We start from the raw sequence: 14,820 nt of genomic DNA, 5'->3' as shown, positions 1-14,820 counted from the left end.
TGAGGGCTTCATTTTTTTTCTTTCGTTTCCATGCCGGATAAGTCCCCACCTTTCCGTTTTCCAAAGGCGCAGCGCTCTTTATACAGTATAAATGTATATTTATACATCATATCCGCGTCTCGCTTTTATCCGCATAAACGAAAGAGGACGCCATACTACCACGGGAGGTGACGGTCAGCCTGCTGACCATCAAAATGAATGAAGTAATGCGCAATGAAGGCCGTTTTCAACACTTACTGGCCACGGAGCACGATAGCTGCGGTATTGTTTGTATAATCGAGAAAGACGGATTTCCATCCCGCGACAATATCCAAAAAACGATCGACGCTCTCGTTAAAATGGAGCATCGTTCGGGTTTTATTGCCGGCGAAGGCGACGGATGCGGAATATTGACAGACATTCCCCGTGCATTGTGGGAGAAAAAACTGAGCGACGCCGGCCTGGACGGCAAGCTCGCTCATGACCCGCGCTTCTCCGTGGCGCATATTTTCGTTCCTCGCAAGCTGGAGCTGTCCGTGGCCGAGATTCAGGCGCACATCCGCGACATGTTCAAGCAGCACGAGGTCACGATCCTGCTCGAGCAGGAAAATCAAACCGACAGCAGCGTGCTCGGTCCGAACGGCCGCAACGATGAGCCTACGTTTTGGCAAATCGCCGCTTTGTGCGACAAAGCGGAAGTGAACGTCGCCGACCATCTGTTCGAGCTGCATATCGCGATCGAGTCGCGTTTTTACGTGCATGTCGCATCGCTCAGCAACGTCACCGCCGCTTACAAGGTAATGGGCGCAGCCTCCATTTTGCCGAAATATTTCAACGACACGCGCGATCCTTTGTTTATGGCGCAGGTGACGATCGGCCACAACCGTTATTCGACGAACACGCAATCCAGCTTCTTCCGCGTGCAGCCGTTCTCCTTGCTCGGTCATAACGGAGAGATCAACACCGTCAAGAAAATGCGTCTGGAAGCCGAAATGGTCGGCGTTCCGCTCGTTGACGGCGGTTCCGACTCCCAGGACATGAACCGGACGATCGAAACATTCATTCACCGCTTCGGCCTCAGCATGTTCGAGGCGATGGAGCTTGTATTCCCGCCGATTATTAATGAGATGAAGCAGTTCCGTCCGGAGCTGCAGGATATGTACGTTTATTTCCGCCAAATTTGGGGCCACTATGCGCAAGGTCCGGCCGGTATCGTTTCCCGTTACGGCAACGAGTGCATTTTCAGCGTCGACGCTCTCGGTCTGCGTCCGGTTTGGATGGTCGAAAGCGAAACGTCGCTTTACTTCTCCTCCGAGCAGGGCGTTATTACGGTAGGTGAAATGGTCGCCGATCCGAAGCCGATTGCTCCGGGCGAGAAAATCGGCGTCGTGCTGACGCCGGGTGAACACATTCAAGTGCTGCCGTACAGCCGCGTGCAGGAGCTCGTCTACGAGCGCGCCAGCGCCCGCGTCGACTTCGCAGGCTTGCGCAAACATCTGGCCGGCGACAAGAGCGGCATTGCCGAAGTGACGCCGAATGCGGACACCGCTGTCACCGACAACGTCTACAGCGCCTTCGGCTGGGACCGCGACGGCATTCAAATGATCGAAACGATGGCGGAAACCGGCGCAGAGCCGATCCGTTCCCTCGGCCACGACAGCCCGCATGCGGCGCTGAACTGGGAACGTCAAAACATTCCGGACTTTATTAAAGAAAGTGTAGCTGTCGTCACAAACCCGGCGATCGACCGCGACCGCGAAATGGAGCATTTCTCCACCCGCATCGTCGTCGGCCAGCGCCCGAGCTTGTACAGCCAGCCGAATGTCGGCCTGCGCGTAGAATTGCTCGCTCCGCTCGTGCTCGAAGGCAGCAACGGCGTCGATTCGGAAGAAACGCTCGGCCAAATGTCCCTGGAGCAGCTCATCGCTCTGTACAGCAAGCAAGGAGCTAACACCGTTGCAACGCTGTCCATCACATTCGCCCGCGGCACTTCGCTGAAGGATGCTCTCGAAAAGCTGGGAGCGGATGCGATCGCTGCCGTACAGCAAGGGGCGCAGCTGCTCGTGCTGGATGATTCCGAAGCTCACCAAAACGACCGTCTGTGGATGGACCCGCACCTTGCGGTATCCAAAGTCGATATCGCGCTTCGCGGCGTGAAGCTCGGAAATGGCGACAATCTGCGCCGTCACGCTTCCGTCGTCCTGCGCAGCGCGGCGATCCGCAATCTGCACGATATTGCGGTTGCCTGCGGTCTTGGCGCCGACATCTTGTCTCCGTACGCGCTGTTTGCTACCGCATCGGCCAAAGACGGCGCTCCGGCAGCACGCAAAGTGTACACCGCTCTTTCCAAAGGTTTGGAAAAAGTCATTTCGACGATCGGTACGCACGAGCTGCGCGGCTACACCCGTTTCTTCTCTGCGATCGGCCTGAAGCCGGAAGTGGCGGAAGTGCTTGACATCGTTAACTATTTAGGCAGCGAAAAAGCCGGTACCGGCTTTGCAGAGCTGGAAGCCGACGCCGAAGCACGCTACAACGACTTCGCCAACGCGAAAGCAAAAGCGGCGCGCAACTTCCGCTTCTTCCAGCGCATGTGGAAAGCGCTTGGCGACGCGGCATCCGGAGCTGCTCCATATACCGATTACCGCGACAAGCTTCGCGAAGAGGAAAAGAAAAATCCGATTTCCATCCGTCACGTTGCGGATTTCAATTTTGCCAAGGCTCATGCGGAAGGCCGCAAGCCGCTCGACCCTTCGCAGGTCGATATCGGCATCGACGGCTACAGCCTGCCTACGCTGATTTCGTCCATGTCCTTCGGTTCGCAGAACGAAACCGCGTTCCGCGCTTATGCGGAAGCCGGCGAACGTTTGAACATGGTCACGATGAACGGCGAAGGCGGCGAAATTAAAGATATGCTCGGCCGCTACAAGCGGACACGCGGCGCCCAAGTCGCTTCCGGCCGTTTCGGTGTCAACGTCGAGCTCGCGAACGCCGTTGCGTTCCTGGAAATCAAAATCGGCCAAGGCGCGAAGCCCGGCGAAGGCGGACACCTGCCAGGCTCCAAGGTAACGGCCAAAATCGCCGCCGCCCGTAACGCCACGATCGGTTCGGACCTGATCTCGCCGTCCAACAACCATGACATCTATTCCATCGAGGACTTGGCGCAAATCATCTCCGAGCTGAAAGAAGCAAGCGGCCGCAAGGCGAAAATTATCGTTAAAGTTCCGGTTGTTCCAGGTATCGGCACGATCGCTGTCGGTGTCGCCAAAGCAGGCGCGGACGTCATTACGCTCTCCGGCTTTGACGGCGGTACGGGGGCGGCGCGGATTCACTCGATCACTCACGTAGGTTTGCCTACCGAGATCGGCACAAAGCTCGCTCACGTCGCCTTGATCGAAGCCGGCTTGCGCCACAAAGTCGAGCTGTGGTCCGACGGCGGTATGAAATCCGGCGCGGACGTCGTGAAAATGGTTATGCTCGGCGCCAACCGCGTCGGCTTCGGCAGCATCGCGATGCAATCGATCGGCTGTACGACCTGCCGCGGCTGTCACCTGGACACTTGCCACGTCGGTATCGCAACACAGATCGACTCGATGGAAGAAGCTGAAGAAAAAGGCCTGCGCCGCTTCGTGCCTCGCGTATACGATACGGCCGTAGACAGCTTGGTTCGCCTGTTCAGCGGCATCGGCGAGGAAACCCGCGAAATCGTCGCTCAGCTTGGCTTCAAGCAGCTGCAAGAGCTGGTCGGCCGTTCCGACCTGTTGGAGCAAGTCAACCATCTGGATAAAATCGATCTTTCCGATATTCTCCGTCCGGCTCCGCTCCAGTTCATTTCCAAGGAGCAAGCTCTGGCGGAAGCCGAAGCGGCTGTTGCCTCTTCAGACATCAAAATCGCAGCCGGTGCGGAAGGCCAGGAGTTCTTCCCGGATTCCGTCGCTTGGAACGGCGCCATCGAACGCAATTGGACGAAGGTCGATGCCGAGTCCCGTATTCTGGGCAGCCGCTATTCCAGCCACCGCGTACGCGACCGCTTCGACGGCAGCTACGACAACCTGCCGCAGGTGAAGCTCACGCTCACCGACTCCGTGCCAGGTAACGGACTCGCCGCATTTAACGCTCGCGGCGTGAACATCACGGTTCACGGCGGTGCGGAAGACGGCGTCGGCAAAATGTCGCTCGGCGGCAAAGTGGCGATCTTGAAAGCGCCGGGTAAAAACAAGCAATTCATCAACGGTTCTGTCGGTAAATCGTTCGGATACGGCGCACAAAAAGGCTTGTTCCTGATCCAGGGCAACGCCGACTCCCGTGCCTGCATCCGCTTCTCCGGCGCCGATGTCGTATTCGGTGGAGAAATCACGACGCCGCTGCGCGACGATCTGGGCAGCATCGCCAGCCGCGCCAACCTGAAAGGCTTTGCGTTCGAATACATGACCAACGGTCGCGCTGTCGTTCTTGGCGATCCGGGTCCATGGATCTGCGCTGGTATGACCGGCGGTGTCATCTACCAACGTCTCGTGCCGGAAATGGGCCTTGACCAGGCGGCGATCGAACGCCGTATTGCCAAAGGCGCAAAAGTGAAAATCGAATCGATCGGCCAGCAAAGCATCCGTGATCTGAACGAGCTGCTCGGCGCTTACCGCGAAGAGCTCGCCAATTCCGGTCAAACGGAAGCCGCTGAGAAAATCGATCAGCTGCTCGCCAACCTGACGGAACACTTCGTACGCATCGCTCCAGTCGGCCTGCAGGCAGATCAGTCTGTCGCTACGGAATAATTATAAGCAACCCCCTGAGACGCCTTATATGGGCTCTCAGGGGGTTTTATTTGCTATCCGGCCCACAGCTCCTTAAGCTCTTCATCCGAATAGGTGCACAGCTTCAAAAGCTCCTCATATGGGTCTCCTTCAAGCTGTAGCTCCCGGGCGAATGCCGGTTCTGTTTTAATTCCGTATGATTTCATTTCGATGATTTTCCTCTTGAACGATTCCCCGAACAATTGGAGCAGTCTTGCTTCGATGACCATATGCCTGAAGCCGTTTTGTTTTACCGTCGGCACAGCTTGACCAAACACTTCGACGGGCCAATGATCGCACATAAAATTGGCCTTCATCCTTTCTATGCCATCCACTGATCTTTTGACCGCCGTATATCCGGGGTATTTGCCGAACTCCCGGGCCAACGCTTCATCGAATCGTTCAAAATCATGAACTTCGCAAATAATGTCCAGATCGCTTCCCGCAACATGAATATCAATCGGTACGGTACCGACGAGAATAGGGTTATATTCCTTCAACCGGTCCAGCAGCCGGTGTTGGTTTATTAGACGGTAGACCTCCCTTTGAATAGAATTCCCCTTGGACAAATATCCGATGTCCGTCCAATCGCTGCCATACATATCGTTCGTCCGCCTCCTCTCCTCGCAAAAAAAGGCCCATATACAGCGTTATTCACTGCATAGGGCCCGTCTCTTGATTGCCTCTAGACTTGTGGGCTTACTTCGCCTTAGCGGCCTTGTAAGCTTCGATGTATTGCGCCGCTTTTTTCGCGACCAGCGAATAGTCTCCCGTCTTGACCGCATCCGTAGTCAGGTCGGAGCCGATCCCTACGGCTACGGCGCCGGCCTTGATCCATTCGCCGAGGTTAGAGAGCGATACGCCGCCCGTCGGCATGATGTTAGCCTGCGGCAGCGGGCCTTTAATAGCCTTAATCATTGCCGGGGAGAACAAATTGCCTGGGAACAGCTTCACGATATCGACGCCAAGCTCCAGCGCCGTTTGGATCTCTTGGATCGTCATGCAGCCCGGAAGCACCGGGACGCGGTACCGGTTGCACAGCGTTACCGTAGCCGGGTTCAACGAAGGCCCGACGACGAATTCCGCACCGCTCAAGATCGCGGCACGCGCCGTTTCCGGATCGAGCGCCGTACCTACGCCGATGATGGCGTATTTATCCGAATCCGCCGGCGCCGAGCTGGAGTAAGTTTTGGCCAGCTCTTCAATCGCCTTGAGCGCAAAAGGAACCGTCATCGTTACCTCGATAACTTTAATTCCTCCGGCGATCGATTGCTTCGCCATTTCAACGACTTCTTCCGGCGTCTCGCCGCGCAGTACCGCGACTACGCCCTCATTGACCATTTGCTGAATGAGTTTAAGCTTTTTCATGGTTCGTTACCATCCCGTCCGAAAATTATCTTTCCACGTGCGCTTTATTGGTCAGCACCGCTTCTACCTGCTCCCAGGTCGGGATGCCTTCCCAATCGCCTTCCATTTGGACGACCATCGAGCCGATCAGGTTGCCCAGCTTCACCGCTTCCGCCAAGCTGTAATCCTTGAGCAGCCCGACGATAAACCCGGCACAGAAGCCGTCGCCCGCGCCTACCGTATCGACGACCTTTTCCACTTTAAAATAAGGCACCGAGGTGATGCCGGATTTCTCTACGATATAAGTTTCGTCATTGCCGCCTTTGACGATGGATACGGCCTTTAGCTTGTTCAATCTGCCGACTATCTGATCGAAGTCTTCCGTTTGGTAGAGCAGCTTCAGCTCATCCAAGCCGGGCAGGAAATAATCGGCCTCTTCAGCCAGATCAAGCAAAACTTCCCTGGCTTCATCCAAGGACCATAACTTGAGCCGCAGATTAGGGTCGAAGCATACTTTTACTCCCGCCTCGCGGGCGATGCGAATCGCTTCCTTGGCCGCAGCGCGGCACGATGCGCTCAGAGCCGGCGTAATGCCCGTTACGTGCAGGATGCGGGCTCCTCCGATGTATTCCGCATCCAAATGCTCTGGAGCGAGCGTGCTGGCTGCTGAGCCTTTGCGGTAGTAGTATACCGATGTTTTACCGGAAATCACTTCGCGTAGCATCAGACCTGTCGGCGCTTCCGTTGTCTGCGAAGCGCGCGAAACGTCCACGCCTTCCCCGCGAATTTTTTTCAAAATATAATTGCCCAAAGGATCTTTACCGAGTCGGCTGAACCAGCCTACCCGGTGCCCCAGTCTGGCCACGCCGATAGCTACGTTGCTCTCCGCACCGCCGAACAACGTTTGCAGCTGCGGGGAATATTCGATTCCTTTGCCGCCATTCGGCATCATCAACGCCATCGTTTCCCCAAACGTCACAATCTCCGGCTGATATGCGGCATGGTTATTAGGTTGTGTCATGATTTTCACCTGTTTTCCGCTGAATTGGCGATTATCGGGACATCCAGCCGCCGTCCACGCAAAGCACGTGGCCGCTCATATAATCGGATGCTCTCGATGCGAGGAAAATGACCGGACCCTGCAGATCTTCCGGAGTGCCCCAGCGGTTTGCCGGAATACGCACAAGAATTTGCGAGCTGCGCTCTTGATCCGCCCGAAGCGCCGCCGTGTTGTCCGTTTCCATATAACCCGGGGCAATCGCGTTGACCTGGATGTTTTTGCTCGCCCATTCGTTCGCGAGAGCTTTGGTCACGCCGGCAATGGCATGTTTCGAAGCCGTATAACCCGGAACGTTAATGCCGCCCTGGAACGACAGCATTGAAGCGATGTTGATGATTTTGCCGGAGCCTTGCTTGATCATCTCGCGGCCGACCAACTGCGATAAAAAGAACGCCGAATTGAGGTTCAAGTTCAAAACGTCATGCCAATCCTGCGCAGCATGATCCGCTGCAGGAGTACGGCGAATAATTCCCGCATTGTTGACGAGAATATCGATTTTACCCATCGCCTGAAGCGCTTGCTCCACGACGCCCGGCAGCGCCTGCTCGTCCATCAGGTTCGCTACGACCGTGTGTGCCTTGCGGCCCATGGCTTCGATTTTATTTTGCGTATCCCGGTTGCGGTCATTGCTGGTTACGATGACGACATCGGCCCCAGCCTGCGCCAATCCCAAAGAAATTCCTCCGCCCAAACCGACGGCTCCGCCGGTTACTAATGCCACTTTACCCGTTAAATCGAAAAAATTCATGGTTCGTACCCTCCATTTATATATATCTTACTCTGAAACCTTCTGTTTGGCTTGTCCTGCCGCTGGATAACGTTGTTATTTCTTTGGCTGCCCCAGGTTTAAAACGTTTAAACCCGACAGACACCACTTCACATTATAAGCGAATTCCGGGTATTTTGCCATACTTACGGAGGGAAATGCTCGCTGCCGCAAGCTTTCCCCAGTAATTTGTCATGCATGTCCCGGCACATCCGGCAAATAATATAATCGCTTTGTATTCCAAATCTGAGGAGGGTTTCACCGTGGCCAAAGGAAAAAATAAATCGATGGATCAGAAGATGCAATCGTTGTTTGACGAATCCAAGCAAGCCGAAGAAAATATCGCCGCCAGCACGATGCCGACCTACCATAAAGACAAGCACGCCCCGAACCGCCCTTCGATCGGTTAAATCATCGGCATGAACGGCATCCTATCGGACTGCCGTTTTTGTCGCACGCTCTTAGCGCAGCAATACCATTAGCAGCGGCGCAGCGCATAACGTTATCATCGCCGTTAACACCATCGCGATGGAAGCAATCGTCCCGGCAACGGAACCGAACTCGAACGCTTTGGCCGTTCCCGCATTATGCGAGCTGGTTCCGAACAACACACCTCGCGCCACATCGTTTGTAATGCGAAAAATCCGGACAACCGGCGGCCCGAGCACCATGCCTAAGAGACCGGTTATGATCACAAAGAGCGCGGTAATGCTCGGGATTCCCCCCAAATTTTCAGAAATGGACATTGCGATCGGAGTCGTAGCCGATCTTGGCGCCATGCTTTCCATAATTTTAACGTTCAGCTTCAGCCACTCCGACATACAGACGGAAGTCATGAACGCCACGACGGCTCCGCAACCTGCGCTGATACTTATCGTCAAAGCGTTTTTCTTCAATACACCGATATTTTTATATAACGGTACGGCCAAAGCGACGGTAGCGGGTCCTACCATCTCGCTGATCCATTTCGTCCCCGAAGTGTAGGCTTCGAAAGGAATGCGAAAGAAGACCACCAGCAAAATGGCCAAAACCGGCACGGTCAAAAGCGGCGTCAAATACACCCGCGGCCAGCGGCGGTAAAGCTTTTTCGCTGCGATATATATGGCAATGGTCATAACAAAACATAAAAAGGCCAACATCTCACGAAGGCCTCCTTTCTTTCCATTTCGTAATCCCTTGCGCGATATAGCCGCTGCACACCATAACCATGAGTGTACTCCCCAGGATGACAGCGCCAATTTGCAGGCCGCTGCTCAGCAGCAGATTTTTATAAGGAAGTACTCCGACCGCCGAAGGAATAAAAAATAACAGCATTTCGGCGAGCAGCCAATTGGCTCCCGCGTCGATCCAATCCAACCGGATTATACCCACGAGAAGTAAAACAAAAACAAGCAGCATCCCTAAGATGCTCCCCGGAATAGGTAGCCGGAACAGTGACACGATCTCATTCATTCCCTTGGAAACGAGAATAAAGAAGCCGATTTGCCCCAGCCGGCGAATAAGATCTATTGCTTTCATGCGGCTTCCCTCCCTTACACTATTGAAAGTATACAACAGCTCCTTTTATAGGTAAAATGAATACATTGAATAGATTTCATTCCATTTATCTATGTAAGGAGCATGAGTGCAATGGATATCCGGCATCTGCAATATGTGTTGGAAGTCGCTCGCTGCAAAAGCTTCACTCAGGCCGCTAATGCCCTCCATATTTCGCAGCCGACGATCAGTAAAATGATACGGAACCTGGAAGACGAGCTGGGCATTGAGGTATTCATACGCGAAGGACGGCAGGTTGAACTCACCGACTCCGGTCAAGTTATTGTAGCGCACGCCAAACATATCCTGCAGTCTTTCGAAAGCCTCTCTGCGGAGCTAAATGATCTCACGCACCTGAAGAAAGGCCGTATCCGCATCGGATTGCCACCAATGGTCGGCGCCCGTTTTTTCCCGAACGTGATCAATCAGTTTCGCAAACAGTATCCGGGCATCGAATTGGACATGGTGGAAGACGGGGCCAAAAAGATTGAGGCTGCCGTAGAAGCCGGACATCTCGATGTCGGCGTAGTTCTCCTGCCCATTCATAATGAATTATTGGATTGGTTCCCTTTTGTGGATGAAAAGTTGAAACTGGTTGTCCCCCCGTCACATCGGCTTGCCCAAAGGGATCACGTCGCGCTGGCGGAATTAGCCGATGAGCCGCTCATTTCCTTCCGCGAGGACTTCGCCCTTCACGACCGCATTATATCGGCTTGCAAGGCTGCAGGGTTTGAGCCGAAGGTGCTGTACGAAAGCTCCCAGTGGGATTTTATCAGCGAAATGGTCTCGGCCGACTTGGGTATCGCCATGCTGCCGGAAACGATCTGCGCATCGCTTGATCCTAGCCGCGTACATACCGTTTCGTTTGCAAACCCTTCGATCCCGTGGCAGCTTGCCATCGCATGGCGCAGGACAGGATACTTGTCGTTCGCAGCCCGGGAATGGATTCATTTTACTCGGGATAAGCTGGAAAGGAGGAAAGTCGGGGAGTAGGAATAGGCAATCTTAATCTAAGCCCTTCACGGTCATGCTATAAAGCAAGAAAACCTCCTAAGCTGTCACGCGTAGGAGGTTCGGTTATGTATCCGTATGTCGCACGTATGTCTTACCAATCGTGCTATAGCGGGCTATGTTGAGCAGAAGCGTCTCAGGAGGGATTCGAACCCCCGACACACGGCTTAGAAGGCCGTTGCTCTATCCAACTGAGCTACTGAGACACGTGCGCATTTCAAATATGGAGCGGGTGATGGGAATCGAACCCACGCTACCAGCTTGGAAGGCTGGAGTTCTACCATTGAACTACACCCGCATATGGAATTGTATATCATGGTCGGGACGACACGATTCGAACATGCGACCCCCTGGTCCCAAACCAGGTGCTCTACCAAGCTGAGCTACGTCCCGTTATATGCATGGTGCCGGTGAAGGGACTCGAACCCCCACGGTTTCCCTCACGATTTTGAGTCGCGCGCGTCTGCCAATTCCGCCACACCGGCTTATTACAATGTATAAAGTTAAAATGGCGTGCCCTGAGAGATTCGAACTCCCGACCTTTTGATTCGTAGTCAAACGCTCTATCCGGCTGAGCTAAGGGCACATAGTTATAATAATGGAGCGGAAGACGGGATACTCTTCGTTTCACTCCGAGACTGCGAAGTGATTTCTAACGAAGTGTCGCTCCGACGAACCCTGAAAACAATGGGTTCTCATCCCTTTTTAGCTTAATCATAATGGAGCGGAAGACGGGATTCGAACCCGCGACCCTCGCCTTGGCAAGGCGATGCTCTACCCCTGAGCCACTTCCGCGTAATTAATAATATAAGCGATGTACTTGATGTTATGCAAGCGGTAATTTTTATGCAGCTAGACAATTCCGACGAACCCTTAAAACACCGGGTTCTCATCCCTACCTAGCTTAATCATAATGAAGCGGAAGACGGGATACTCTCCGTTTCACTCCGAGACTGCGAAGCAAACCCTAACGAAGTATCGCTCCGACGAACCCTTAAAACACCGGGTTCTTCATCCCTTACCTAGCTTAATCATAATGGAGCGGAAGACGGGATTCGAACCCGCGACCCTCGCCTTGGCAAGGCGATGCTCTACCCCTGAGCCACTTCCGCATAAGATTTTTAAAAGTGAGCCATGTAGGACTCGAACCTACGACACCCTGATTAAAAGTCAGGTGCTCTACCGACTGAGCTAATGGCTCATGTAATGGCTGGGGATCTAGGATTCGAACCTAGGCATGACGGAGTCAAAGTCCGTTGCCTTACCGCTTGGCTAATCCCCAATGAATTATATAAATGGGGCGATCGAAGGGAATTGAACCCTCGAATGTCGGAGCCACAATCCGATGCGTTAGCCACTTCGCCACGACCGCCATGTTGGTGGAGGATGATGGATTCGAACCACCGAACTCGTCAGAGAACAGATTTACAGTCTGCTGCGTTTGGCCACTTCGCTAATCCTCCATGTGACTCTGGTGCCGTCGAGAGGAATTGAACCTCCGGCCTACGCATTACGAGTGCGTTGCTCTACCCCTGAGCTACGACGGCATGTAGACAAGTAAATGGCGGAGCCGACGGGATTCGAACCCGCGGTCTCCTGCGTGACAGGCAGGCATGTTAGGCCTCTACACCACGGCTCCGCGTTAAGAAAATTTGGTTGCGGGGGCAGGATTTGAACCTGCGGCCTTCGGGTTATGAGCCCGACGAGCTACCGGGCTGCTCCACCCCGCGTCGATTAAATATCATATATGGTGGAGGCTGACGGGATCGAACCGCCGACCCTCTGCTTGTAAGGCAGATGCTCTCCCAGCTGAGCTAAGCCTCCATGAATAGTAGCTATGTAATGGCGGAGAGAGAGGGATTCGAACCCTCGAGACGCTTGTGACGCCTACACGATTTCCAATCGTGCTCCTTCGGCCAACTCGGACACCTCTCCAATATGACCGTAACAAAGCTTCTCAATTGTGAATATGGCTCCCCGAACAGGACTCGAACCTGTGACAACTCGATTAACAGTCGAGTGCTCTACCGACTGAGCTATCGGGGAACGCTCGTAGACAACGTTCGACTGTCAGTCTTACATGTCTGACTGGAATGTTAGACCTACGCAGTACTATCTTTGAAGGTCTAACGTACCTTGCCTGCTTGGCGACGTCCTACTCTCCCAAGACCCTGCGGTCTAAGTACCATCGGCGCTGGAGGGCTTAACGGTCGTGTTCGGGATGGGTACGCGTGGTTCCCCTCCGCCATCGTCACCAAACATGAGTTTTGTCTTAATCAAAACTCGCTTCGGAAGCGTGTTGCTCCCTGAAAACTAGATGCGAATCACTTCAAGTGTGCTGCGTTAGATTCCTTTGGGTACTTCTTTTGGTTAAGCCCTCGACCGATTAGTATTCGTCAGCTCCACACGTTACCGCGCTTCCACCCCGAACCTATCTACCTCGTCGTCTACAAGGGGTCTTACATACTGGGAAATCTCATCTTGAGGGGGGCTTCACGCTTAGATGCTTTCAGCGCTTATCCCTTCCGTACTTGGCTATCCAGCCGTGCCTCTGGCGAGACAACTGGTACACCAGCGGTACGTCCATCCCGGTCCTCTCGTACTAAGGACAGCTCCTCTCAAATTTCCTACGCCCGCGACAGATAGGGACCGAACTGTCTCACGACGTTCTGAACCCAGCTCGCGTACCGCTTTAATGGGCGAACAGCCCAACCCTTGGGACCTACTTCAGCCCCAGGATGCGATGAGCCGACATCGAGGTGCCAAACCTCCCCGTCGATGTGGACTCTTGGGGGAGATAAGCCTGTTATCCCCAGGGTAGCTTTTATCCGTTGAGCGATGGCCCTTCCATTCGGTACCACCGGATCACTAAGCCCGACTTTCGTCCCTGCTCGACCTGTTTGTCTCGCAGTCAAGCTCCCTTCTGCCTTTGCACTCTTCGAATGATTTCCAACCATTCTGAGGGAACCTTGGGGCGCCTCCGTTACTCTTTAGGAGGCGACCGCCCCAGTCAAACTGCCCACCTGACACTGTCCCCATACCCGATCAGGGTACCAGGTTAGAACTCCGATACGATCAGGGTGGTATCCCAACGTCGCCTCCACACAAGCTGGCGCTCATGCTTCAAAGGCTCCCACCTATCCTGTACAGATCGTACCAAAGTCCAATATCAAGCTGCAGTAAAGCTCCATGGGGTCTTTCCGTCTTGTCGCGGGTAACCTGCATCTTCACAGGTATTAAAATTTCACCGGATCTCTCGTCGAGACAGCGCCCAAGTCGTTACGCCATTCGTGCGGGTCAGAATTTACCTGACAAGGAATTTCGCTACCTTAGGACCGTTATAGTTACGGCCGCCGTTTACTGGGGCTTCGGTTCACAGCTTCGGTTTGCACCTTACCGCTCCCCTTAACCTTCCAGCACCGGGCAGGCGTCAGCCCGTATACTTCGCCTTGCGGCTTCGCACAGACCTGTGTTTTTGCTAAACAGTCGCTTGGGCCTTTTCACTGCGGCCCCCTCCGGCTATTCACCTTACCGGGGCACCCCTTCTCCCGAAGTTACGGGGTCATTTTGCCGAGTTCCTTAACGAGAGTTCTTCCGCGCGCCTTAGAATTCTCTTCTCGCCTACCTGTGTCGGTTTGCGGTACGGGCACCTTCTCCCTGGCTAGAGGCTTTTCTTGGCAGCTTGAGATCATGACCTTCGGTACTCCCGAAGTTTCCCTCCCCATCACAGCTCAGCCTTATCGATGCGCGGATTTGCCTACGCACCAGCCTTACTGCTTGGACGGACATCCATCAGTCCGCGTCACTACCCTTCTGCGTCACCCCATTGCTCATAACGGTTCACGGTGGTACAGGAATTTCGACCTGTTGTCCTTCGACTACGCCTTTCGGCCTCGCCTTAGGTCCCGACTAACCCTGAGCGGACGAACCTTCCTCAGGAACCCTTAGGCTTTCGGCGGATGGGATTCTCACCCATCTTTTCGTTACTCATACCGGCATTCTCACTTGTATACAGTCCACCTGTCCTTACAGTCAAGCTTCTACCCGTATACAACGCTCCCCTACTGCCCATTACTGGACCCATAGCTTCGGTGGTGTGTTTAGCCCCGTTACATTTTCGGCGCAGAGTCACTCGACCAGTGAGCTATTACGCACTCTTTCAATGGTGGCTGCTTCTAAGCCAACATCCTGGTTGTCTGTGCAACTCCACATCCTTTCCCACTTAACACACACTTGGGGACCTTAGCTGATGATCTGGGCTGTTTCCCTCTTGACGATGGATCTTAGCACTCACCGTCTGACTCCCGGGTATAAGTATGCGGCATTCAGAGTTT

Annotated in this window: 9 protein-coding genes, 17 tRNA genes and 2 rRNA genes (1 of these 28 running past the window's edge); 3 read left to right on the top strand and 25 right to left on the bottom strand. The window is 54.1% G+C overall.

The genetic code is table 11. The features are described 5' to 3' along the window. The first annotated feature begins 194 nt into the window (after positions 1-194). Positions 195-4,748: a glutamate synthase-related protein gene (locus MYS68_RS32640; protein WP_248929769.1), complete on the top strand. Its 4,554-nt coding sequence runs from the start codon at positions 195-197 to the stop codon at positions 4,746-4,748. 53 nt (positions 4,749-4,801) lie between these two features. Here MYS68_RS32640 and MYS68_RS32635 read toward each other — a convergent pair whose 3' ends face one another. From MYS68_RS32635 to kduD, 4 genes are all read right to left on the bottom strand, one after another. Next, on the bottom strand, positions 4,802-5,368 hold the full coding sequence (locus tag MYS68_RS32635) for a DUF4269 domain-containing protein (protein WP_248929768.1): 567 nt from the start codon (positions 5,366-5,368) through the stop codon (positions 4,802-4,804). A 97-nt stretch (positions 5,369-5,465) separates the two neighbouring features. After that, the gene (locus MYS68_RS32630) at positions 5,466-6,134 is read right to left on the bottom strand and encodes a bifunctional 2-keto-4-hydroxyglutarate aldolase/2-keto-3-deoxy-6-phosphogluconate aldolase (RefSeq protein WP_248929767.1); all 669 of its coding nucleotides are present in this window, start codon (positions 6,132-6,134) and stop codon (positions 5,466-5,468) included. Between the two features lie 25 nt (positions 6,135-6,159). Continuing rightward, positions 6,160-7,134: a sugar kinase gene (locus tag MYS68_RS32625; RefSeq protein WP_248929766.1), complete on the bottom strand. Its 975-nt coding sequence runs from the start codon at positions 7,132-7,134 to the stop codon at positions 6,160-6,162. 31 nt (positions 7,135-7,165) lie between these two features. After that, positions 7,166-7,921, bottom strand: a complete 756-nt coding sequence (gene kduD / locus MYS68_RS32620) for a 2-dehydro-3-deoxy-D-gluconate 5-dehydrogenase KduD (protein WP_248929765.1) — start codon at positions 7,919-7,921, stop codon at positions 7,166-7,168. Between the two features lie 281 nt (positions 7,922-8,202). On the opposite strand from kduD, the gene MYS68_RS32615 reads away from it, so the two are divergent. Beyond that, the gene (locus MYS68_RS32615; protein WP_248929764.1) at positions 8,203-8,349 is read left to right on the top strand and encodes a hypothetical protein; all 147 of its coding nucleotides are present in this window, start codon (positions 8,203-8,205) and stop codon (positions 8,347-8,349) included. Between the two features lie 51 nt (positions 8,350-8,400). Here MYS68_RS32615 and MYS68_RS32610 read toward each other — a convergent pair whose 3' ends face one another. Together MYS68_RS32610 and MYS68_RS32605 are read right to left on the bottom strand one after the other, a co-directional pair. Beyond that, entirely contained in the window at positions 8,401-9,078 is a 678-nt protein-coding gene (locus MYS68_RS32610) for an LrgB family protein (RefSeq protein WP_248929763.1), read from the bottom strand. A gap of 1 nt (position 9,079) precedes the next feature. Beyond that, complete coding sequence (locus MYS68_RS32605) at positions 9,080-9,457, bottom strand: CidA/LrgA family protein (protein WP_248929762.1); 378 nt, start codon at positions 9,455-9,457, stop codon at positions 9,080-9,082. A gap of 111 nt (positions 9,458-9,568) precedes the next feature. Between MYS68_RS32605 and cidR the strand changes: the two genes are divergently transcribed. Next, positions 9,569-10,468: a cidABC operon transcriptional activator CidR gene (gene cidR / locus MYS68_RS32600; protein ID WP_248929761.1), complete on the top strand. Its 900-nt coding sequence runs from the start codon at positions 9,569-9,571 to the stop codon at positions 10,466-10,468. A 150-nt stretch (positions 10,469-10,618) separates the two neighbouring features. On the opposite strand, the gene MYS68_RS32595 is transcribed toward cidR, so the two are convergent. The 19 genes from MYS68_RS32595 to MYS68_RS32505 all read right to left on the bottom strand — a co-directional run. Then, a tRNA-Arg gene (locus MYS68_RS32595) sits at positions 10,619-10,692 on the bottom strand. A gap of 18 nt (positions 10,693-10,710) precedes the next feature. Next, positions 10,711-10,784 (bottom strand) — tRNA-Gly (locus MYS68_RS32590). Positions 10,785-10,802: 18 nt separating this feature from the next. Next, positions 10,803-10,879 (bottom strand) — tRNA-Pro (locus tag MYS68_RS32585). Positions 10,880-10,888: 9 nt separating this feature from the next. Beyond that, positions 10,889-10,971 (bottom strand) — tRNA-Leu (locus MYS68_RS32580). A gap of 24 nt (positions 10,972-10,995) precedes the next feature. Beyond that, positions 10,996-11,072 (bottom strand) — tRNA-Arg (locus tag MYS68_RS32575). Between the two features lie 134 nt (positions 11,073-11,206). Further along, positions 11,207-11,281, bottom strand: a tRNA-Gly gene (locus MYS68_RS32570). A 242-nt stretch (positions 11,282-11,523) separates the two neighbouring features. After that, positions 11,524-11,598 (bottom strand) — tRNA-Gly (locus tag MYS68_RS32565). A gap of 16 nt (positions 11,599-11,614) precedes the next feature. Then, positions 11,615-11,687 (bottom strand) — tRNA-Lys (locus tag MYS68_RS32560). Between the two features lie 6 nt (positions 11,688-11,693). Continuing rightward, a tRNA-Gln gene (locus MYS68_RS32555) sits at positions 11,694-11,768 on the bottom strand. A 14-nt stretch (positions 11,769-11,782) separates the two neighbouring features. Then, positions 11,783-11,858, bottom strand: a tRNA-His gene (locus MYS68_RS32550). 5 nt (positions 11,859-11,863) lie between these two features. Then, positions 11,864-11,949, bottom strand: a tRNA-Tyr gene (locus tag MYS68_RS32545). A gap of 9 nt (positions 11,950-11,958) precedes the next feature. Beyond that, a tRNA-Thr gene (locus MYS68_RS32540) sits at positions 11,959-12,033 on the bottom strand. A 15-nt stretch (positions 12,034-12,048) separates the two neighbouring features. Beyond that, a tRNA-Asp gene (locus tag MYS68_RS32535) sits at positions 12,049-12,125 on the bottom strand. Between the two features lie 14 nt (positions 12,126-12,139). After that, positions 12,140-12,216: transfer RNA gene (locus tag MYS68_RS32530), tRNA-Met, on the bottom strand. An 18-nt stretch (positions 12,217-12,234) separates the two neighbouring features. After that, positions 12,235-12,310, bottom strand: a tRNA-Val gene (locus tag MYS68_RS32525). Between the two features lie 19 nt (positions 12,311-12,329). Next, positions 12,330-12,421: transfer RNA gene (locus tag MYS68_RS32520), tRNA-Ser, on the bottom strand. 35 nt (positions 12,422-12,456) lie between these two features. Next, a tRNA-Asn gene (locus MYS68_RS32515) sits at positions 12,457-12,532 on the bottom strand. A gap of 96 nt (positions 12,533-12,628) precedes the next feature. Continuing rightward, positions 12,629-12,745 (bottom strand): 5S ribosomal RNA (gene rrf / locus MYS68_RS32510). A gap of 107 nt (positions 12,746-12,852) precedes the next feature. Next, positions 12,853-14,820: ribosomal RNA gene (locus tag MYS68_RS32505) — 23S ribosomal RNA — on the bottom strand (it continues 948 nt past the right edge of the window).

This window comes from Paenibacillus hamazuiensis (assembly GCF_023276405.1).
GTDB lineage: Bacteria > Bacillota > Bacilli > Paenibacillales > NBRC-103111 > Paenibacillus_AF > Paenibacillus_AF hamazuiensis.
The sequence above is the reverse complement of the archived record's forward strand: the minus strand, read 5'-3'. Positions and strand labels throughout refer to the sequence as shown.

Coding starts and splice junctions, on each gene's coding strand:
- MYS68_RS32640 (WP_248929769.1), top strand. CDS start 195: ATGAATGAAGTAATGCGCAATGAAGGCCGTTTTCAACACTTACTGGCC.
- MYS68_RS32635 (WP_248929768.1), bottom strand. CDS start 5,368: ATGTATGGCAGCGATTGGACGGACATCGGATATTTGTCCAAGGGGAAT.
- MYS68_RS32630 (WP_248929767.1), bottom strand. CDS start 6,134: ATGAAAAAGCTTAAACTCATTCAGCAAATGGTCAATGAGGGCGTAGTC.
- MYS68_RS32625 (WP_248929766.1), bottom strand. CDS start 7,134: ATGACACAACCTAATAACCATGCCGCATATCAGCCGGAGATTGTGACG.
- kduD (WP_248929765.1), bottom strand. CDS start 7,921: ATGAATTTTTTCGATTTAACGGGTAAAGTGGCATTAGTAACCGGCGGA.
- MYS68_RS32610 (WP_248929763.1), bottom strand. CDS start 9,078: ATGTTGGCCTTTTTATGTTTTGTTATGACCATTGCCATATATATCGCA.
- MYS68_RS32605 (WP_248929762.1), bottom strand. CDS start 9,457: ATGAAAGCAATAGATCTTATTCGCCGGCTGGGGCAAATCGGCTTCTTT.
- cidR (WP_248929761.1), top strand. CDS start 9,569: ATGGATATCCGGCATCTGCAATATGTGTTGGAAGTCGCTCGCTGCAAA.